An 18,871-nucleotide genomic window follows, 5' to 3' on the forward strand; every position below is an offset into this window, starting at 1 on the left:
AGCAGCCTTTGTTGCAATATTCTTTTGGGCGGATACATTTTGGCCTTATGTAGCGAAAAAAATGTGGCTGCTGCAAGACAGAGAAAAACAACATTAAGAATATAACAAAAGGACATTATATAAACCATCATATTCTCCTCCTATGTTTCACTATATGTACCTTGTTCTTTAACTATGAGTCTCGAGATGTGTTATTCTTTATTTAAAAATTCTAACATTTGTATCTTTATTAATTTTTATTTTACTGGCATAATAGAATAAAATAATAATGGTGAGGGAAGAGTGGGTGGAACGATGAAACATGGAGAACAACATTATTCCATAAAAGAAGCAATGATGTTTAGCCAGCGGATTGCACAATTAAGCAAAGCGCTTTGGAAATCAATCGAAAAGGATTGGCAGCAGTGGATCAAACCGTTCGATCTAAACATTAATGAACATCATATTTTATGGATTGCTTATCATTTTAAAGGAGCTTCTATTTCAGAAATCGCAAAATTTGGGGTCATGCACGTATCAACCGCATTTAACTTTTCCAAAAAGCTAGAAGAAAGAGGACTGCTGTCCTTTTCGAAAAAACAAGATGATAAACGCAACACATATATTGAATTGACAGAAAAAGGGGAGCAAGTGTTTTTGAAGCTGATGGAATCATATGATCCAAAGCAAAATGCTGTGTTGAATGGAGCGCTGCCTTTGCGTGAGCTATACGGAAAATTTCCAGAAATTTTAGAAATGATGTGTATTATCCGCAATATTTATGGGGATGATTTCATGGAGATTTTCGAAAAATCGTTTGAAAATATTCAAACAGATTTTATTGAGGAAGAAGGAAAGCTGATAAAAAAGACATTGCCAGAAGCTGAGAAGGAAGTAGCGAGCCAATCATGAGGAAGGAATCGTTTCGATCAACTTTTTAAATTCTTGCATCAGCGGAACAAACAAACGTTGTTTTAGCAAAGCATCAATAGTTTTTTCAAGCGGAAGACGAGGATGGAGCATGCCGGCAAAATGAAGCAAAAGCGGAGTGAAAATCGTCAAGCCTTCCGCTTTTTGTTTTTCATATTCTTTGTTCAATTCTTCACAAAGGGAAAGAACTTCTTCTACTTCTTCTTTTGCCAAATCAGCGGTGATAACGAGAGAATAAAAAGGATTTTTGGACTCATCCACCATTTGTAATAGCAGTGATCGGTGATACTCAAGTTTTGCCATTCGTTTTTCCATATGTCGTCTTCCCCCTTGTTATATATTTTATTCAAATAATAGAAAATAACCAACTATAAGTTTTTGTATGCATAACAGTCTGGCAACCATCAATTTTTAGCATTCTTTTCCTCCTATTAGCTCCATTTAGTTAGGAAGGGGGAGCTTCAACACTTGCGTGTCAGATTTAATTGATTCATTTGTTGTCTTTGTGCTCAATATGAGCGAATGTTATGCGTAAAAATCCAAGCTTGGAAGGCAAGTCGCCGATCTGCCCGGCTGCGCCAAAGCATGGCTGAGCGTCGGTTAACAAGCTGCTTACTCGTAAATGAACTTGGCTGTAAGCGGCATTGTTGGGTTGTGCGGCCATCGGAAAATACCGCAAACTTCATATTTTTGTCAATGTGAATATGTCGAGTGACAACGATTACATAAACATCGGTACATTTCTTTATTGATGCTGGAAAATTAAAGGTGGTAAAATACATATTGATTTATCCAGAAAAAAATTGTAAAGTAAATAAAGTAATTTTGTAAGGAATAGGAGGGGAGTTAAACATGACGATTTACTTCATACCCCTTGCTGTCATTATTTTATTTTCTATTAATCAGCTTACCAATACGCTTTGTGTTCAAAAAGAAATTCCCGAGGACAAACAGCCGGTCGTGTTCCGCACCATTAATGTACTTATCACTATTTTACTTATTTCTTCTTATTTTGAAATGTTATTTACATAAAAAAAGCTGACAGCCATGACTGCCAGCTTTTTTATTAGGCATTTAGAACCACCATGCACTCCCGACAATAATTAATAAAATAAACAACACGACAATCAACGCGAATCCACCAGCGTAAGGAACAGGTGCACCCATTATAACACCTCCTTTCAAAAAGGGGGCTCTCGTTTTTGGATAGTTTATTTTATGCAGCCGCGATAAAGTGTGTATAGGCACGTGCCCTATATTCATTCACGCTCATTTTCAGTTCTGGAAAAGCGGCGTTGTTTCGGTCGTAAGGCTGTCGAAATGCTTGCTTCAGGCACATGCTGACGCCTCTAGTTGTGATATAGATTTTTTCTTCATCTGCTATTCTTGTTTGAAGAAGAAGGATCATAAGATCGTTATATTTAGGAAAAAAAATCTTAATCGCAATGGTGGAATAGGGGAAAACATTTTTGTATTATGGGAAAATGTGTTATATTAATTGTTGTAGTTTTTTGCAAAAAATTTTGATAGTAGGAGTTGTGAATTGGATGAAAAAATGGACAATTGCTGTTGCGACAGCAGCTTCTGTTCTTGCACTATCTGCTTGTAGCAATGGAGATTCAAAAGTCATTGCGGAGACGAAAGCGGGCGACATTACGAAGGAAGAATTTTATAACGCAATGAAAGAGCGGTATGGTAAAGAAGTCATCCGCGACCTTGTGTATGAAAAGGTGTTAAGCAAGAAGTATAAAGTGACGGATAAAGAAATTGATAAGCAAATTGAGAACTTAAAGGAGATGTACGGAACGCAATATGATTTAGCTGTTCAGCAAAATGGCGAAAAAGCGATCCGTGACATGGTGAAGCTGGACTTGCTGCGCCAAAAAGCAGCGGTAGCGGATGTCAAAGTAACCGAAAAAGAATTAAAACAATATTACGATCAATACAAGCCGGAAATACGGGCAAGCCATATTTTAGTCAAGGATGAAAAAACAGCGCAAGAGGTTAAGGCGAAGCTGGATAAAGGAGAAGACTTTGCTAAGCTCGCTAAAGAGTATTCGCAGGATACAGGCTCTGCACAAAACGGCGGCGATTTAGGCTGGTTTGGTACAGGCAAAATGGTGAAGGAGTTTGAGGATGCCGCATACGCCTTGAAGGTTGGGGAAATTAGCCAGCCGATTAAAACGGAGTATGGTTATCATATTATTAAAGTGACGGATAAGAAGAAAAAGCCGTCCTACGAACAAATGAAGGATGAAATCGAATTTGAAGTGAAAAAGAGCAAGGTTGACGCTTCACAGATTGAGTCAAAAGTAGCGAAAGTGATTAAAGACGCGAACGTGAAAATTGAAGATGAGGATCTTAAAGATGCCATTCAATAATCAAACAGGGAAGCAGATCGCTTCCCTGTTTGATTATTGCACTCCTTTTTGAATCGTCTCGGCAATGGTTTGTAAATCCGCAAACGTATAATCACTGGCATGTGATTTCCACACAGCGCCAAATCCATCGCCTTTTCCATAGCGCGGAATAAGGTGAACATGATAATGGAAAACCGTTTGTCCAGCCTGTTCACCATTGTTGTTTAACAGATTTAGACCCACTGGGGCAAGCTGCTGTTTAATGGCGTTGGCGATTTTCGGAACAACGCGGAAAACGTGGCTTGCCGTATCGGACGTAAGTTCAAAAATATCCTTTGTATGTACTTTTGGAACGACGAGCGTATGCCCTTTTGTGACTTGGCTAATGTCAAGAAAGGCTAACACATGCTCGTCCTCATATACTTTTGCGGCGGGAATATCGCCATTGATAATTTTGCAAAAAATGCAATCACTCATAAAATCGGCCACCTTTCTCGCGATTTTAATTACATTTTACCATAAAAAGAACAGGATGTAAGCCGGAATGGCCACATCCTGTCAGTCATGAAAAGGGGTAAGGACTTATTCAATGAAATGGCGTTTGATGAACACCTCATTTACTTATGAGTTTTTACTTCATGAACATTTCTCTGTTCACAATGATCATCTTCTTTCACAAGGAACCAAAGCCTTGGATATCATTGGATGATCTCCGACAAACACCTCATTTACAAGAGATTTCTCTTTTGCTTTAAGCGGTGTTATCTTTTGTAAACACCTCATTTCAATTTGGACGATTCACCAAACCACAATGATCATCAATAGCTGTTTAAGCGGTTCCTCATCCCCTCTTCGTTATTTATCATCTCCTAATCAGCCGCTTATATGCTTCTCATTTTTGGAAAAAATCAAGTTTTTTTGATAAAATGACGGTAACGCGATTGAATTAGGAAGAAAGGAAAACGAATCATGGCGCTTTTAGAAGTGAAACATGTACATGGCGGTTATACGAACAGAAATGTCCTTGAGGATGTTTCATTTGCGGTAGACACCGGCAAAATTGTCGGGTTGATTGGTTTAAACGGCGCAGGAAAAAGCACGACGATTAAGCATATTATTGGATTAATGGAGCCGAGGAAAGGGACGATTACGATCAATGGAAAGATGTTTGCCGATGATCCACAATGGTATCGCAGTCAGTTTACATACATACCGGAAACACCGATCTTATACGATGAATTAACATTAAAAGAGCATTTAGAATTAATGGCGATGGCGTATGGCTTGCCAAAAGCGGAATATGAAAAGCGGCTGCCTCTGCTGTTAAAAGAGTTCCGCATGGAGAAAAAACTGTCTTGGTTTCCGGCTCATTTCTCAAAAGGAATGAAGCAAAAAGTCATGATTATGTGCGCCTTTTTAATTGAGCCGTCTCTTTATATTATTGATGAGCCCTTTGTCGGCCTTGACCCGCTTGGTATCCAATCGCTGCTTCAGCTGATTCAAAGCATGAAAGAAAAAGGAGCCGGTATTTTAATGTCAACCCACATTTTAGCGACTGCTGAGAGATATTGCGATGCATTTGTCATTCTTCATCATGGCAAGGTAAAGGCAAAAGGAACATTAGAAGAACTGCGCCAACAGCTTCAGCTCCCGACCGCGACATTAGATGAGATTTATATTGAATTAACAAAGGAAGAGGAATATGCTTGATAGCCGCTTACTGTGGAAGCAGCGCTTCGTTCGTTACGGCTCTGAACGAAGGCGTTATTTGCGGTATATGCTTAATGATCATTTGTTGTTTGTGCTGTTGATTGGCTTGGGAGCTGGTGCGTTTGCCTATCAGCGATGGCTACAAACGTTAACAAGCAGCTTTCCTTATGCAATGATAGAAGCTGTTGTTCTTTCGATGTTTCTTACATACGGCTCTGTCCGCACTTTTTTTAGAGAAGCGGATCTTGTCTTTTTATTGCCGGCTGAAGCAAAACTTACTCCTTATCTTCGCCGCGCCTTTGTATTCAGCTGGGGGATGCAGGCGTCTCTGCTTTCTTTAGCTGTTTTGGCTCTGGCTCCGTTACATCTCGAGTTTTCGGCATTATCGATATGGCTGCTGTGGATCATTTTATTAGCCTTAAAGGGATGGAATATGTGGATTGGTTGGAAAGAGCAAAGTTTTGCAACGACGGGGGCTCGTTCTTTCGGCTATGGAACAAGACTGCTTTTTAATATGGTCTTTCTGTATTTTTTGTTAAAAAACGTATCCATACTATTTTGGGGTATGCTACTGCTTATTATGGCGGCTTTGTCTTTCTACTTTATGCAGACAACGAAGCGAAAAGGGCTGAACTGGGAACATCTGATCCTTCAAGAAGAAAAGGCACAACTATCATTTTATCGGCTAGCTAACATTTTTACAGATGTTCCTCATTTGAAAGAGCGGGCGAAGCGTCGTAAATGGATGGATTTTGTCTTATCCTTTGTCCCGTATCGTCAAGAGCAGGCGTTTCGTTATTTATATTTACGGACGTTTTTAAGAGCAGGAGATTATTTGGGACTTTACATACGGTTAACTTGTATTTCCTGCCTCGTCCTTTATATTGTACCGCCTATCTATGGGAAAATAATCGCTGCTTTATTTTTCCTTTATGCCACTGGATTTCAATTATTAAGGCTTCAGCAGCACCATCGTTCCAATATTTTTTATAAATTATATCCATTGTCTGATCAGTTGAAGAAAAAAACCGTGCTTCAGCTTTTGTTTTGGCTTTTGCTTGGACAAAATATCGTGTTTGCGCTCTTTATGCTTGTATTCGGCTATGTGGTGCATGGTCTATTATTGCTGTTTATTGGTTTGGTTTTTAGTTACTGGCTATTGTTTTTTTATTTCAATCGGCGCAGGAGGGTGAATAGATGAAAAAGATATATGTGACCACAGGAACAAGAGATTATTTGCAAAAATTGAAAGACAGCTATGCTCATGAAACGATGCTATTGCTTGAAGGAGAAGATGGAGCCGCGCTTTTTCATGAAACAGATGGCAGTACGGTTTTTCAGGAGCCGCGTCATTACGAAGTGATTGATGCGGTTGGAAACTTAGGAGGATCATTTGCCGTGCTCAATCATATTCCGGTGACAGATGAAGGAAGGCCATTATTTGAATACCGCTTTAGTCAGCGGGCCGGATTAATTGAAAAAGAACCAGGATTTGTCGCTATTCGTGTATTACGCCCTTTATCAAACGATACGTATATCATTATGACATTGTGGGAAGGAAAAGAGCATTTTCAAAATTGGCAGCGTTCGCGCGCGTTTGAAAAAGCACATCACGAACGAAAAGCGAAAGAAGAAGAAGGACAGCAAGTTAAGCTCTTTCCCCGCCCTTCTTACGTAACAACTTATAGCATTATCGAATAAAATTTCAAATGCCGCTAAATTATAGCGGCATTTTTGTTTTTTCGACTATTTCCGAGGAAATGGGGCGGTCACACCTTTTTCCGTTTTTCATATCATGTAAGCACATCCGTTAGGTAAACGCCTTGTTTATCGTGATGGGGAAAACGGAAAGGGGAAATAAGGTATGGGAGTGGAGCTAACAGCGCTACACTGGATGTATTTGCTGTTTATCGTGCTGATTATTGGATTTATGGTCGCACGAAAAGATACATCGTTTGTTTGTATTATCGGTATTTTCTTGCTGGGGATGGTGGCGACACATTCACTAAGCACTGCCGTTAGCGTGGTGTTTAACAGTTTTATTTATGCGATTACCGAGCTATTGCCAACGATTTTGGTAATCTCCGTTATTGTGGCAATGAGCAAAATATTAACGGCCACGGGCATCAATGATATGATGGTTTCTCCATTTGCTAAGCTGATTCGAACGCCAGGTGGAGCATATTGGACGATCGGACTTTTAATGATGGTGATTTCGTGGTTTTTCTGGCCATCACCGGCAGTAGCGATTATGGGAGCAGTCCTTTTGCCTGTTGCTATCCGCGCAGGGCTTCCAGCTTTAGGAGTAGCGGTGGCTATGAACTTGTTTGGACATGGCATTGCATTATCAAGTGATTTTGTCATTCAAGGAGCGCCTAAGCTGACAGCGGATGCCGCCAATCTCCCGGTTTCACAGGTGGTGGCTGCGAGCGTTCCGCTTGTTTTAGTGATGGGGATCGTAACAACGGTAACGGCGTTTATATTGCTGCGCCGTGATATGAAAAATGGGAAGCTACGCTCACCTCTTAATGAAAACGTTACCGCGGCAAAAGCCGAACAGCCTCCTTCTCTGCTATCCAAAAAAGCGAAAATAGCGTTTGCTTTTATGATCTTGTTTTTATTTGCACTCAATGTTGTGGCTATGTCCTACTTGCATTTGCAAGGAGGAGATGCTACCGCTTTAGTTGGAGGCACCTCCATTTTTATCTTGATTTTAATCGCTTTGTTTGCTCATAAGCAAAACAGCTTTGAAGAGATTACGAATTATTTTATTGAAGGCTTTCAATTTGGTTTTAAAATATTTGGCGCCGTTATTCCGATTGCTGCATTTTTTTATCTTGGTGATACAGGATTTGCGAAGATTATCGGTGAGTACTTACCAAATTCTTCACATGGGATTGTCAATGATTTGGGAGTGGCATTAGCTCATCTTGTTCCTCTAAATAAGGGAATTAGTGCGGTCACATTAACAATCGTGGGAGCCATTACAGGATTAGACGGCTCTGGATTTTCAGGCATTTCATTAGCCGGTTCGATTGCGCATTTATTTTCAACGGCCATCGGCACAGGTGCTGCTACACTGACAGCGCTTGGACAAATTTCTGCCATTTGGGTGGGAGGAGGCACGCTTGTTCCTTGGGCTTTAATTCCAGCTGCCGCGATTTGCGGAGTTGATCCATTTGAGCTAGCCCGGCGGAATTTGGTGCCTGTTACGATTGGCTTAGTCGTAACCACCATTGTTGCGATGTTTTTGATTTGACCTATTCACTGCCCCGCCCTAAAAGAAATGTAGGCATGAGGATTTAGGAGATTTTTCGTTTGCATCTATTTCAGCTGCCTTTTGATTAAAGAGGCAGCTTTTGTCATATCATGATATAATAAGGAAAAAAACAGGGGGAGAGAAAATGAATATTCGATTATATGAACGCCTAGAGGCTTATTATGATGAAATGGTGTCGATTCGCCGCTATTTGCATCAGCATCCCGAGCTATCATTTCAAGAATATCAAACGGCCAAGTACATAGCTGATTATTATAAAGCGTTACACGTTCCTGTCCAAGAACAGGTGGGCGGTAATGGAGTAGTCGCCAAAATTCACGGGGGAAAACCGGGGAAAACGGTCGCGCTTCGAGCTGATTTTGATGCGCTGCCTATTCAAGATGAAAAGGACGTTCCATACAAATCAACAGTTCCTGGAGTGATGCATGCGTGCGGACATGATGGACATACGGCGTCATTGCTTGTACTAGGTAAAGTGCTTCACGAAATACGGGAGGAAATAGCTGGAACGATTGTTCTGATTCATCAACATGCTGAAGAATATGCGCCAGGCGGGGCCATTTCCATGATTGAAGCGGGATGCTTGGAAGGAGTGGATGCTATTTTTGGCACGCATTTATGGGCAACAGAACCGACAGGAAAAATTCAATATCGAACAGGGCCGATTATGGCTGCTGCTGACCGATTCGAAATAACGATCAAAGGGATGGGCGGCCATGGTGCGGAACCGCATCGCACCAAAGATGCGATCGTTGTAGCCTCACAGCTTGTGCTTGCTTTGCAGCAAATTGTCAGCCGCCGTGTGAATCCCTTGCAGCCAGCTGTCGTGTCAGTTGGATCATTCATCGCAGATAACGCCTTTAACATCATTGCCGATACCGCAAAGCTGATTGGAACAGTGCGTACCTTTGATGAAGCTGTGCGCGATGAGATTGAGAAAGAAATTGAGCGGATTACAAAAGGCGTTTGTTTAGCTGCGGATTGTTTGTATGAGTATACGTATACAAAGGGATATCCGCCAGTTGTCAATCATGAAGAAGAAACGAAGCTGATTGTAGACATCGCGAAGCAGGTTTCTGAGGTTACGATGATTGAAGAAGTGGAGCCGCGTATGGGCGGAGAGGATTTTGCCTACTATTTGCAAAAGGTAAGGGGAACCTTTTTCTTTACTGGAGCGAAAGCGGAGGAGGTTAGTTCCCCATTTCCGCATCATCATCCTAGATTTGATTTTGATGAAAGAGCGATGTTAATTGCTGCTAAAATGCTTGGAACAGCTGCTCTGTCATATTTGACAAAATAAATCGTCAATTTTTTGACACTTCGTTATGTTTTCTATACATTAAAGAGAGAAACTTGTATAGTTGTAATTGTACACAGCTTGGCTTGTGGCCAAGTTTTCTTATGTAACGGCATAAATGTCATAAAGGAAGGCGGATGATGATGACAACGAAACTACCATTTAATGATACATTTTTGCGCGCCTGTCTTGGGGAAAAAACAGAATATGTTCCTGTATGGTACATGAGACAGGCAGGACGCTCACAACCGGAATACCGGGCTCTAAAAGAAAAGTACTCTTTGTTTGAAATTACGCACCAGCCAGAGTTGTGCGCCTATGTCACTCGGCTGCCTGTCGAACAATATCAGGTTGATGCAGCCATTCTTTATAAAGATATTATGTCACCGCTTCCAGCAATCGGAGTGGAAGTGGATATTAAAGCGGGGATCGGTCCGGTCATCGCTAATCCGATTCGTTCCCTTCAAGATGTAGAGAAGCTCGGAGAGATCCAGCCAGAGGAAGATGTTCCTTATGTGTTGGAAACGATTCGCTTGTTAACGACCGAACAACTGACAGTTCCGCTCATCGGTTTTGCCGGTGCACCATTTACACTAGCAAGCTACATGATTGAAGGGGGACCTTCAAAAAATTACAATAAAACAAAAGCGTTTATGTATGCAGAGCCAAAAGCATGGTTTGCGTTGATGGACAAGCTGGCGGATATGACCATTCGCTACGTGAAAGCTCAGATTAAAGCAGGGGCAAAAGCCATTCAAATTTTCGATTCGTGGGTTGGGGCGGTCAATGTGCCAGACTATCGTTATTTTATTAAGCCGACCATGCAACGGATTTTCTCGGAGCTTCGCGAGGAAAATGTTCCGCTCATCATGTTTGGTGTGGGTGCTAGCCACTTGGCAAAAGAGTGGAACGATTTGCCGCTCGATGTCGTAGGGGTGGATTGGCGTTTATCGATTAAAGAGGCGCGAGCTCAAGGAATTACAAAAGCGCTTCAAGGAAACCTAGATCCTGCTGTGCTGCTTGCGCCTTGGGAAGTTATTGAAGCAAGGGTTAAACAAATTTTAGATGAGGGAATGGAGCAATCCGGGTATGTGTTCAATTTAGGACATGGCATTTTTCCAGAGATTCGTCCAGAGACGCTGAAGCGGTTAACCGCGTTTATACATGAATATACATCGCAAAATAGAAAATGAGGTGTTCAAAATGGCGAAAAAGAGAATGGGTCTGCTTGTTATGGCATATGGTACCCCATATAAAGAAGAGGATATCGAACGCTATTATACGCATATTCGCCATGGGCGAAAGCCGCCTCTTGAACAGCTTCAAGATTTAAAGGAGCGCTATGAAGCCATTGGCGGCATTTCTCCTTTAGCGAAAATTACGAAAGAGCAGGCTGAAGCGTTAGAACAGCATTTAAATGAAATCCAAGATAAGATCGACTTTCGCATGTATTTAGGTTTAAAGCATATTGAACCATTTGTCGAGGATGCGGTCAAAAAAATGCACGAAAATGGGATTGAGGAGGCTGTGAGCCTTGTGCTCGCACCGCATTTTTCAACTTTTAGCATTCAATCGTACAATACGCGCGCCAAGGCAGAGGCCGAAAAGCTGAACGGTCCAATCATCCATGCGATTGAAAGCTGGTATCAAGAACCGAAATTTATTGAGTATTGGGTGGAAAAAGTAAAAGAAATATATGGCCAAATGAGTAAAGAAGAACGAGAGAAAGCGGTGTTGATTGTATCGGCTCACAGCTTGCCGGAAAAAATTATAGCTGCAGGCGATCCGTACCCAAGTCAGTTACAAGAAACGGCAGAGATGATTGCCAAAGGAGCAGGAGTCACTCATTATGCAGTGGGATGGCAAAGCGCCGGCAATACGCCAGAGCCATGGCTTGGACCAGATGTGCAAGATTTAACAAGACAGCTGCATCAGGAAAAAGGCTACACGTCCTTTGTTTATCTACCGGTTGGATTTGTTGCTGATCATTTAGAAGTGCTTTATGATAATGATATTGAATGTAAGCAAGTGACGGAGGAAATCGGAGCGAGCTATTACCGTCCAGAAATGCCAAATGCTCATCCTTCCTTTATCGATGCGTTAGCAACAGTGGTTTTAAAGCATATGAAACTTATGTAAAAGAAGGCGATGAAACGGTGAGTGAGGAAAAGAAAACGGTCATTGTCATTGGAGGAGGAATTGCCGGAATAGCCGCTGCTTACTATTTACAAAAAGCGATTAGAGAACAGCAGCTACCGATTGAATGCAAGCTGGTTGAAGCTACACACCGACTTGGCGGAAAAATTCAAACGGTCATTCATGACGGTTTTGTGATTGAACGGGGGCCTGACTCATTTTTAGCGCGAAAGCAAAGCGCGTCTCGCCTTGTCCATGAAGTGGGGCTTCAAGATAAAATCGTGCACAACGCAACAGGAAAATCGTATATATTAGTGAATGGAAAATTATATGCAATCCCTGGCGGTGCGGTGATGGGAATTCCTACGAAGATAGGCCCTTTTGTGACAACAGGGTTATTTTCACCGGTTGGAAAGCTGCGGGCGGCATTCGATTTTATTTTGCCGCCGACCAAAACAGACGCAGATTTATCACTGGGACAATTTTTTCGACGAAGACTCGGGGATGAAGTAGTAGAGAATTTGATTGAACCGCTTTTATCAGGAATTTATGCTGGAGATATCGACCAAATGAGCTTGATGGCAACATTCCCACAATTTTTTCATGTTGAGCAAAAATATGGAAGCCTTGTGCTGGGAACCAAGCGGACAACTCCAAAACAAGAAGGACAGAAAAACAAAAAAGGGGCTTTTCAGACGTTAACGACGGGGCTGCAATCACTAGTCGATGAGATTGAAAAACGATTGGAGCACGGAAGCGTACTCAAAGGCATTCGCGTTGAAAAAATTGAAAGAAAACATACGAATTATTCGCTATATTTAAGCAATGGCGATGTATGGAAAGCCGATAGCATCGTGATTGCCACTCCGCATCAAACAGTGCCATCCATGCTTTCTGATTATTCGTTTTTTGCGCCATTTAAAGCGGTTCCGTCCACTTCAGTTGCGACAGTAGCGCTTGCTTTTCCAGAGAGAGCGATTGAACAAGATATAGACGGAACAGGTTTTGTTGTATCGCGACGCAGCGATTATACGATAACGGCCTGCACGTGGACGCATAAAAAATGGCCGCATACCGCTCCGGCAGACAAAGCGTTATTGCGTTGCTATGTCGGGCGTCCAGGAGACGAAACAATCGTGGAGCAATCGGATGATGAAATCGTCAAGGTTGTACTTGATGACTTAAATAAAATCATGCGCATTAATGGCAATCCGGAATTTTCGATTGTTTCCAGATGGAAGGAAGCGATGCCGCAATATACGGTTGGCCATAAAGAAAGAATCGAGACCATAAAATCACAAATGGCTGAACACCTTCCGGGCGTATTTTTAGCGGGCAGTTCTTATGAAGGATTGGGAATGCCCGATTGTATTGATCAAGGGGAGGAAGCGGTCAAAAAAGTACTGGATTATTTAGAAATGAATAGAAAAGCGCTAAAAGAGGTTAACTAACAAGGTTAACCTCTTTACTTTTTCTTTGTTCTATGGTAACATTCCTTATACCATATGACTGAAATGTTCATTTAGTCAATTTGCAGGAGGAAGGAAAATGTCAGTGAATCGAAAGCAGCAAATTATTGAGGCTGCTACGCAATCTTTTTCGCTGTTTGGATATAAGGCGACGACGATGGATCAAGTGGCAAAGATGGCGAATGTCGGAAAGGGAACGATTTATACTTTTTTTAATAGCAAAGAAGACCTGCTCGAAGAAATTATTTCATCCGTTATTATTGAAATTAAAGAAGCAGCTGAGCAGTCGATTGATGAAAATCGTTCCTTTTTTGAAAATGTTCATCGTGCGCTATACCGCATTTTAGAGTTTCGCAAACAGCATCAGCTGACGATTAAGCTTTTGCAGGAAGTACGTGATATCGGCACTCCTACGGTTCAAGAGGTGCTGCATAAACTAGATGAGGCGATTCTTGCCTATATTCGCGATAAAATTGAAGAGGCCATGCAGAAGGGGGAAATTCGTCCATGTGATGCTGAAATCACGGCATTTTTAATGCTGAAAATGTATCTTGCGCTTGTGTTTGAATGGGAAAAAAAGCACGAGCCGCTCTCAAAAGAAAAAATTGCCGAATTATTTGAGCTATATTTTTTCAAAGGATTATCAAAATGATGGTCCTTCTTCTTTTTTGAAAATATGACTGAATGAACAAAATGGTCAGATGTCTAAAAAGGAGGGAGACAATGAAAGAGTTTTCATTGTTGCTTCAGGAAATTAAGTCGATTGCTACCAATCGAAAAATATTGATTCCGATTATTGCTATACTCTTTATTCCATTAATGTACAGCGGAATGTTTTTATGGGCGTTTTGGGATCCGTATGGGCAGTTAGATAAACTGCCGGTTGCTGTTGTTAATCATGATAAGGGCGCTGTTTTAAATGGAGAAAAGCTGGAGATTGGCAACGAACTTGTGAAAAAGCTCAAAGAAAAAAACACGTTCGCATGGCACTTTGTGTCACAAAAAGAAGCAAATAAAGGGTTAAAGCAGCGCAAGTATTATATGGTTGTCGAGATTCCTGGAAATTTCTCAGAAAACGCCACAACCTTACAAAATGAACATCCGAAGCAAATGGAGATTGTTTATAAGCCGAACGAAGGGATGAACTTTTTATCAGCACAAATCGGAAATAAAGCGGTTGAAGCAATCAAAGAGGAAATCTCCCGCACGGTAACGGCGACTTATGCAGAAGCAATGCTTGAAAATGTACAGAAGATGGCGAAAGGATTACAGGAAGCGAGCGCTGGTGCAAAACAATTAAATAATGGGATGTCAACTGCGGAGGACGGGGCCGTTCAATTGCAGAAGGGCCTTCATTCTGCACAAACAGGAGGCAGCCAGCTTCAGAAAGGGATTGGATCAGCCAAGACTGGGGCAGAAGCCATCAATCAAAACTTAACTTTCTTAGCGGAGAAGTCAGCTGCCTTTGAAAACGGGGTGAAATCGGCCAGTGAAGGTTCCCAGCGTTTAAATGACGGCCTTCAGCAGCTAAATGGCGGATTGGGAAGAATACATGAAGGTCAATCCCAACTGCTTAATGGAGCGAAGCAAACAGAAGGTGGCACAAAGAGTCTTTTGGAAGGAATTCAGCAATCACTGTCAGGGATGGAACAACTACAAGAAGCACTGCCATCGTTGACTAACGGCTCTCTACAGTTAAAGGAGGGAAGCGGAGAGCTTTCTGCATCATTGTCACAATGGCAGCAAGGGGCTGAAAGCACAAAGGACGGAGCGATGCAAGTCAGCAACGGACTGGAGCAAGTGGTAACCGAGTTAGATGGAATGATTGCTCAAGCACCAACTGAGGAGGAAAAAGCAAAATTACAAACGCTAAAAAATCAGCTTCAGCCTTTATGGCAAGGAAGCAAACGAACAACGGAGGGAATCGGCCAGCTCACTGCTAGCGCCACGGCACTAAAAGCTGGAGCCGATCAGCTGGCAGAGGGAGCGCTTCAGCTTTATAGCGGGGAGAATGCCTTCAACCAAGGCTTTAAGCAAGTGATAGACGGTCAACAGAAGCTGGCAGAAGGAGCGAGCGCTCTTGTAGAAGGTCAAGGAAAAGTGATTCAAGGCTTAGCGGTATTAGAAGAAAAAACGGGAGAAGCGAAAGCGGGAACGGCTGATCTCGCCAATGGAAGCCATCAGCTCTCCAATGGTTTACAAGAGCTTGCGGATGGTTCAGGACGCTTAAAGGATGGAGCAAGCCAGTTAGCCAACGGATCTAGCCAGCTTGCCGGCGGTATGACAGCGTTAGAAAATGGCGCTTCCCAGCTTCTAACAGGAATGAATCGATTAACGGATGGATCGAATCAATTAGTCAATGGCATGGAAAAACTTGATAACGGATCGGGAGAACTTGCGCAAAAGCTTACAGACGGGGCAAAAGAATCCAGAAATGTTAAAGCAAATAATGAAGTTTATCATATGTTTGCGGAACCAGTAAAGCTAAAAACCGAATCCATTCACCATGTGCCGAACTATGGAACAGGAATGGCTCCGTATCTTTTATCGCTTGGATTATATGTAGGAGCGCTTCTTTCGACTATTGTATTTCCGCTACGTTCACCAGCGGGCGTGCCGCGTTCTGGATTAAGCTGGTTCATTAGCAAATTTGGTGTGATGATGCTGATTGGGACAGTGCAAGCATTGCTTGCGGATCTGGTGCTGCTTATCGGATTAGGAGTCCATGTACAAAGCGCCCCGAGATTTATCATTTTTAGTATCATTGTCAGCTTTGCGTTTATGGCATTGATCCAATTTCTTGTCACAACGTTAGAGGACCCGGGCCGATTTATTGGAATTATCATTCTCATTTTGCAATTGTCAGCGAGCGCAGGGACGTTCCCTATTGAATTAGTTCCAAAGGCTCTGCAGCATGTAACGGCTTATTTACCAATGACATACTCCATTCAAGGGTTCCGATCTGTCATTTCCAGCGGAGATTTTTCCTTCATGTGGGAAAACGCGGCTATTCTTGCGATTTATCTAGTATTCGGTGCATTTAGCACAGCCTTATACTTCATATATTGGCATAAACGGAAATTTCATAAGACCGCAAAACAGATGACAGAAGCACCTCAGGCGTAACGGCCGAGGTGCTTTTGTCAAAAAATTTTGAGATTGCTAGTTGAATGTTTTTGGAAAGTTGATTATAATTCAAATATGAAAACGATTTCATTACCGCGAAAGGCGCGGCACTCCAACAAGAAAGGGGGTATGCAGCGATGCCAACGATTGAAGATGTAGCGAAGCTGGCAGGGCTTTCTCGGACAACTGTATCACGAGTGATTAACAATCATCCATATGTGTCAGAAGATAAAAGGAAATTGGTCATCGAAGCGATGGAGCAGCTCGGATATGTTCCGAATTCTTCGGCAAGAAGTTTGAGAAGTCAGAAAACAGATGTGATTGCATTATTTGTTCCAAGAATCATGAATCCGTTTTTTAGCCATTTAGTAGAGTCGATGGAAATTGCTGCTGCTGAGCATGGCTACCAGCTTATTATTTGCCAGACGAGATATTCGGCGGAAAAAGAATTAAATTATATGAATTTATTAAAGATGAAACAAGTAGACGGCGTCATTTTAGCATCTATGCAAAATGATTGGAACGTCATTGAACCGTTTTTAAACTATGGTCCAATCATTCTGTGCAATGAGTTTGACGAACAAGCGAACGTTCCATCCGTGATGCTTGATCAAGTAGAAGGAGGCTACATAGCGACAAAGCATCTGCTTGAACAAGGCCATCGCCGCATTGCGTATTGCCAAGGCGGAGCGCGCAGCAATGTCGCCAGCTATCGGGAAAGAGGATTTCGCAAAGCGCTTGCGGAATATAAAATTGAATTTAATGAACAATACGCATTCCGCAATGTGTTTCACAGCGAGGGCGGCCGGCGCGTGTTTCATGAAATGATGGCGCTTTCTGAACCTCCGACTGCCGTATTCACAGGCAGCGATGAAGTAGCCGCTGGAATTATTTCTGAGGCAAATAAGCATGGCTGCAGCATCCCTGAGCAGCTTGCCGTAGTAGGTTTTGACAATCAAGAAATTACGGAATTAATAGAGCCGACGATTACGACTGTATACCAGCCGGTTGAGCAAATGGCCCAGAAGGCGCTTGAAATAATGGTGGAAAAAATTCATTCCCGCAAATATCGATGTCGTGAAGTATATGAATTTCCGCTTGAATTGATCGTCAGAGAGTCGACGGTATCATCGAATAAACTGGTGACATTATAAGCCTTCAAGGTTTTGAAATCGATTTCTGAAGCTGTTTAGTACGATACGGGGGGGACACATATGAAAAAAACGGTCAAACTATCTTCTGCTTTGTTAGCGCTTACATTCGGGTTAACGGCATGTTCTAGTGGCAACAGCGATCAAGGGGCTGATCAAAAGGAAACAAACAAAGGAGACTCATCAGACAAAAAAGTAACCATTGTGTATGCGCGTGGCCAAGATTCTACGAAAGCGACGGAAAAGGTGATTGAAGCGTTTGAAAAGGCTCATCCCAACATTAAAGTAGAGTTCCGCGAAATGCCCGCTGATACAGGCAAGCAGCACGACTCATATGTAACGATGCTGAATGCTCAATCAGCGGAAATTGATGTGATGGATCTTGATGTGGTTTGGCCTGCTGAGTTTGCTCAGGCGGGCTATACGCTGCCACTTGACCGTTTTATTGATAATGATGGTATCGATCTCAGCAAGTACAATCAAGGGGCGTTAGCGGCCGGTAACTTCAACGGAAAGCAGTGGGCGTTACCGAAATTTATTGATGCTGGAATGCTCTTTTATCGTACCGATCTTGTGCCTCAGGACAAAGTGCCAAAAACATGGGATGAATTATTAGCCATGGCGAAGCAATTAAAAGGAACAGGAGGCACCAAGTTTGGTTATTTAATGCAGGCAAAGCAATATGAAGGATTAGTATGTAACGCAGTCGAGTTTATTGCTTCCTATGGCGGCAAAATCGTGGATGAAAATAATAACGTTGTTATAAACAGCCCAGAAGCGATCAAAGGGTTGAAGAAAATGGTCGAAATTGTAAAATCAGATGCCGTGCCAAGCAATATTACGACATTCACAGAGCCTGAATCGCATACGGCGTTTATTGAAGGACAGTCCTCGTTTATTCGCAACTGGCCTTACCAATATGCACTGGCCAATGACCAAACTCAATCGAAAATCGTCGGCAAGGTTGGCGTAGCACCGCTTCCAGCGGGTGATAAAGGATCTGCCGCTACTTTAGGAGGTTGGATGACAGCCATTAACAAATATTCGAAACATCCGAAAGAGGCTTGGGAATTCGTAAAGTTTATGACGGGACCAGAGGGGCAAAAAATTTCAGCTATTTACGGCGGACTTGCTCCAACGCTTCCAGAGTTGTATAAAGATGCGGATGTGCTCAAAGCGAATCCATTCTTTGGTGAGCAAGGATTCGTTAATGCTCTTAATGCAGCGGTACCGCGCCCTGTTGTGCCAAACTATCCGGAAGTGTCAGAAATCATTCAAATCAATGTATCAAAAGCTCTTGCCGGAGAATTAACGGTTGAGCAAGCAGCTGCAAACATGGAAAAAGAAATTAAGGCAGCCTTAAACAAATAATTGTTGCTCAACGATTTGGTTAGCCTTCAGATCGCTGCTTGTTCAGCGCTGAAGGCTAATTA

At 42.3% G+C, this 18,871-nt stretch carries 18 protein-coding genes; 15 read left to right on the forward strand and 3 right to left on the reverse strand.

Annotated features, from left to right (window positions below; all coding sequences use genetic code 11):
• Window positions 1–294 precede the first annotated feature (294 nt).
• A complete protein-coding gene (locus GRQ40_RS03705; RefSeq protein ID WP_172798649.1) occupies window positions 295–891 on the forward strand; it encodes an HTH-type transcriptional regulator Hpr in 597 nt (198 codons plus the stop codon).
• Here GRQ40_RS03705 and GRQ40_RS03710 read toward each other — a convergent pair.
• Window positions 886–1,224, reverse strand: coding sequence for a YhaI family protein (locus tag GRQ40_RS03710; RefSeq protein WP_159719388.1), 339 nt, complete (start codon window positions 1,222–1,224; stop codon window positions 886–888). The genes GRQ40_RS03705 and GRQ40_RS03710 overlap by 6 nt on opposite strands.
• A gap of 537 nt (window positions 1,225–1,761) precedes the next feature.
• Between GRQ40_RS03710 and GRQ40_RS03715 the strand changes: the two genes are divergently transcribed.
• The gene (locus GRQ40_RS03715; protein WP_066148079.1) at window positions 1,762–1,941 is read left to right on the forward strand and encodes a hypothetical protein; all 180 of its coding nucleotides are present in this window, start codon (window positions 1,762–1,764) and stop codon (window positions 1,939–1,941) included.
• A gap of 42 nt (window positions 1,942–1,983) precedes the next feature.
• On the opposite strand, the gene GRQ40_RS03720 is transcribed toward GRQ40_RS03715, so the two are convergent.
• A complete protein-coding gene (locus GRQ40_RS03720) occupies window positions 1,984–2,076 on the reverse strand; it encodes a YjcZ family sporulation protein (protein WP_063504933.1) in 93 nt (30 codons plus the stop codon).
• A gap of 380 nt (window positions 2,077–2,456) precedes the next feature.
• On the opposite strand from GRQ40_RS03720, the gene GRQ40_RS03725 reads away from it, so the two are divergent.
• Window positions 2,457–3,290: a peptidylprolyl isomerase gene (locus tag GRQ40_RS03725; RefSeq protein WP_159719389.1), complete on the forward strand. Its 834-nt coding sequence runs from the start codon at window positions 2,457–2,459 to the stop codon at window positions 3,288–3,290.
• A gap of 33 nt (window positions 3,291–3,323) precedes the next feature.
• Here the strand turns inward: GRQ40_RS03725 and GRQ40_RS03730 are convergent, their stop codons facing one another.
• Window positions 3,324–3,746: an HIT family protein gene (locus GRQ40_RS03730; RefSeq protein ID WP_159719390.1), complete on the reverse strand. Its 423-nt coding sequence runs from the start codon at window positions 3,744–3,746 to the stop codon at window positions 3,324–3,326.
• 489 nt (window positions 3,747–4,235) lie between these two features.
• Here GRQ40_RS03730 and GRQ40_RS03735 point away from each other — a divergent pair, with 489 nt between their 5' ends.
• The 12 genes from GRQ40_RS03735 (at window position 4,236) to GRQ40_RS03790 (ending at window position 18,809) form a co-directional block, all read left to right on the forward strand.
• Complete coding sequence (locus GRQ40_RS03735) at window positions 4,236–4,979, forward strand: ABC transporter ATP-binding protein (RefSeq protein WP_304439438.1); 744 nt, start codon at window positions 4,236–4,238, stop codon at window positions 4,977–4,979.
• On the forward strand, window positions 4,972–6,180 hold the full coding sequence (locus GRQ40_RS03740) for an ABC transporter permease (RefSeq protein ID WP_159719391.1): 1,209 nt from the start codon (window positions 4,972–4,974) through the stop codon (window positions 6,178–6,180). The genes GRQ40_RS03735 and GRQ40_RS03740 overlap by 8 nt, the downstream gene beginning before the upstream one ends.
• Window positions 6,177–6,680 (forward strand): antibiotic biosynthesis monooxygenase family protein, encoded by a 504-nt coding sequence (locus GRQ40_RS03745; RefSeq protein ID WP_044745643.1) that lies wholly within the window; start codon window positions 6,177–6,179, stop codon window positions 6,678–6,680. The genes GRQ40_RS03740 and GRQ40_RS03745 overlap by 4 nt, the downstream gene beginning before the upstream one ends.
• Window positions 6,681–6,843: 163 nt before the next feature.
• A complete protein-coding gene (locus GRQ40_RS03750) occupies window positions 6,844–8,238 on the forward strand; it encodes a hypothetical protein (protein ID WP_066148095.1) in 1,395 nt (464 codons plus the stop codon).
• 145 nt (window positions 8,239–8,383) lie between these two features.
• A complete protein-coding gene (locus GRQ40_RS03755) occupies window positions 8,384–9,559 on the forward strand; it encodes a M20 family metallopeptidase (protein WP_080860500.1) in 1,176 nt (391 codons plus the stop codon).
• A gap of 140 nt (window positions 9,560–9,699) precedes the next feature.
• On the forward strand, window positions 9,700–10,749 hold the full coding sequence (hemE, locus tag GRQ40_RS03760; RefSeq protein ID WP_080860796.1) for a uroporphyrinogen decarboxylase: 1,050 nt from the start codon (window positions 9,700–9,702) through the stop codon (window positions 10,747–10,749).
• Window positions 10,750–10,759: 10 nt separating this feature from the next.
• Window positions 10,760–11,695: a ferrochelatase gene (gene hemH / locus GRQ40_RS03765; protein WP_066148102.1), complete on the forward strand. Its 936-nt coding sequence runs from the start codon at window positions 10,760–10,762 to the stop codon at window positions 11,693–11,695.
• A 17-nt stretch (window positions 11,696–11,712) separates the two neighbouring features.
• Window positions 11,713–13,143, forward strand: coding sequence for a protoporphyrinogen oxidase (gene hemY, locus GRQ40_RS03770; protein WP_066148105.1), 1,431 nt, complete (start codon window positions 11,713–11,715; stop codon window positions 13,141–13,143).
• A 97-nt stretch (window positions 13,144–13,240) separates the two neighbouring features.
• On the forward strand, window positions 13,241–13,813 hold the full coding sequence (locus tag GRQ40_RS03775; RefSeq protein ID WP_044745648.1) for a TetR/AcrR family transcriptional regulator: 573 nt from the start codon (window positions 13,241–13,243) through the stop codon (window positions 13,811–13,813).
• A 71-nt stretch (window positions 13,814–13,884) separates the two neighbouring features.
• Complete coding sequence (locus tag GRQ40_RS03780) at window positions 13,885–16,287, forward strand: YhgE/Pip domain-containing protein (RefSeq protein WP_159719392.1); 2,403 nt, start codon at window positions 13,885–13,887, stop codon at window positions 16,285–16,287.
• Between the two features lie 137 nt (window positions 16,288–16,424).
• On the forward strand, window positions 16,425–17,441 hold the full coding sequence (locus GRQ40_RS03785; RefSeq protein ID WP_066148110.1) for a LacI family DNA-binding transcriptional regulator: 1,017 nt from the start codon (window positions 16,425–16,427) through the stop codon (window positions 17,439–17,441).
• A 60-nt stretch (window positions 17,442–17,501) separates the two neighbouring features.
• Window positions 17,502–18,809, forward strand: a complete 1,308-nt coding sequence (locus GRQ40_RS03790) for an ABC transporter substrate-binding protein (protein ID WP_159719393.1) — start codon at window positions 17,502–17,504, stop codon at window positions 18,807–18,809.
• The last annotated feature ends 62 nt before the right edge of the window (window positions 18,810–18,871 follow it).

Source organism: Anoxybacillus sp. PDR2, assembly GCF_009834045.1.
GTDB classification, from domain to species: domain Bacteria; phylum Bacillota; class Bacilli; order Bacillales; family Anoxybacillaceae; genus Anoxybacteroides; species Anoxybacteroides rupiense.

What these genes read in the sequence shown, in the direction of transcription:
- GRQ40_RS03725 (WP_159719389.1), top strand. Translation starts at nt 2,457, where the DNA reads ATGAAAAAATGGACAATTGCTGTTGCGACAGCAGCTTCTGTTCTTGCA.
- GRQ40_RS03775 (WP_044745648.1), top strand. Translation starts at nt 13,241, where the DNA reads ATGTCAGTGAATCGAAAGCAGCAAATTATTGAGGCTGCTACGCAATCT.
- hemE (WP_080860796.1), top strand. Translation starts at nt 9,700, where the DNA reads ATGACAACGAAACTACCATTTAATGATACATTTTTGCGCGCCTGTCTT.
- GRQ40_RS03790 (WP_159719393.1), top strand. Translation starts at nt 17,502, where the DNA reads ATGAAAAAAACGGTCAAACTATCTTCTGCTTTGTTAGCGCTTACATTC.
- GRQ40_RS03730 (WP_159719390.1), bottom strand. Translation starts at nt 3,746, where the DNA reads ATGAGTGATTGCATTTTTTGCAAAATTATCAATGGCGATATTCCCGCC.
- GRQ40_RS03755 (WP_080860500.1), top strand. Translation starts at nt 8,384, where the DNA reads ATGAATATTCGATTATATGAACGCCTAGAGGCTTATTATGATGAAATG.
- GRQ40_RS03740 (WP_159719391.1), top strand. Translation starts at nt 4,972, where the DNA reads ATGCTTGATAGCCGCTTACTGTGGAAGCAGCGCTTCGTTCGTTACGGC.
- GRQ40_RS03785 (WP_066148110.1), top strand. Translation starts at nt 16,425, where the DNA reads ATGCCAACGATTGAAGATGTAGCGAAGCTGGCAGGGCTTTCTCGGACA.
- hemH (WP_066148102.1), top strand. Translation starts at nt 10,760, where the DNA reads ATGGCGAAAAAGAGAATGGGTCTGCTTGTTATGGCATATGGTACCCCA.
- GRQ40_RS03750 (WP_066148095.1), top strand. Translation starts at nt 6,844, where the DNA reads ATGGGAGTGGAGCTAACAGCGCTACACTGGATGTATTTGCTGTTTATC.
- GRQ40_RS03705 (WP_172798649.1), top strand. Translation starts at nt 295, where the DNA reads ATGAAACATGGAGAACAACATTATTCCATAAAAGAAGCAATGATGTTT.
- GRQ40_RS03780 (WP_159719392.1), top strand. Translation starts at nt 13,885, where the DNA reads ATGAAAGAGTTTTCATTGTTGCTTCAGGAAATTAAGTCGATTGCTACC.
- GRQ40_RS03720 (WP_063504933.1), bottom strand. Translation starts at nt 2,076, where the DNA reads ATGGGTGCACCTGTTCCTTACGCTGGTGGATTCGCGTTGATTGTCGTG.
- GRQ40_RS03745 (WP_044745643.1), top strand. Translation starts at nt 6,177, where the DNA reads ATGAAAAAGATATATGTGACCACAGGAACAAGAGATTATTTGCAAAAA.
- GRQ40_RS03715 (WP_066148079.1), top strand. Translation starts at nt 1,762, where the DNA reads ATGACGATTTACTTCATACCCCTTGCTGTCATTATTTTATTTTCTATT.
- GRQ40_RS03710 (WP_159719388.1), bottom strand. Translation starts at nt 1,224, where the DNA reads ATGGAAAAACGAATGGCAAAACTTGAGTATCACCGATCACTGCTATTA.